Genomic DNA, 329 nt, shown 5'->3' with positions numbered 1-329 from the left:
GCCCCGACCGCACCGGTGGTGCTGATCGCGTTGATCGGCAGGCTGAAACCAGTCAGCCCCGTGGCTGGCGAGTAAGTGGCACCGCCACCCAAGGTGCTGGCCGAGGTGTTGCCTAACGTGGTGGTCTGGGTCCCCAGGTTATTGACGGCAGTATCGGTCGCAAAAAGCTGCGAACCATTCACTGCATCAGTGCTAGTGCCGTTCAAGGCACCGGCACTCAGGTTGGTGATTTTCACCCCGCCGGCCGGTGCGCCTGCGCCGCCGGTCGCGCCCAGGGTAATGGCGTTGCCGCCGACCGCATCGTATTTCACCGCGATGTTGGCGGTGTT

At 63.8% G+C, this 329-nt stretch carries 1 protein-coding gene; it reads right to left on the bottom strand.

Annotated features, from left to right (window positions below; translation table 11 throughout):
• Positions 1-329, bottom strand: a 329-nt coding sequence (locus K0F88_RS32080) for a hypothetical protein (protein WP_374039771.1), incomplete at both ends; no start/stop codon positions are given.

Origin of the sequence: Pseudomonas sp. UMAB-40 (assembly GCF_900095275.1) — a bacterium.
In the GTDB taxonomy this organism is placed as follows: Bacteria; Pseudomonadota; Gammaproteobacteria; order Pseudomonadales; family Pseudomonadaceae; genus Aquipseudomonas; species Aquipseudomonas mandelii_B.
The sequence above is the reverse complement of the archived record's forward strand: the minus strand, read 5'-3'. Positions and strand labels throughout refer to the sequence as shown.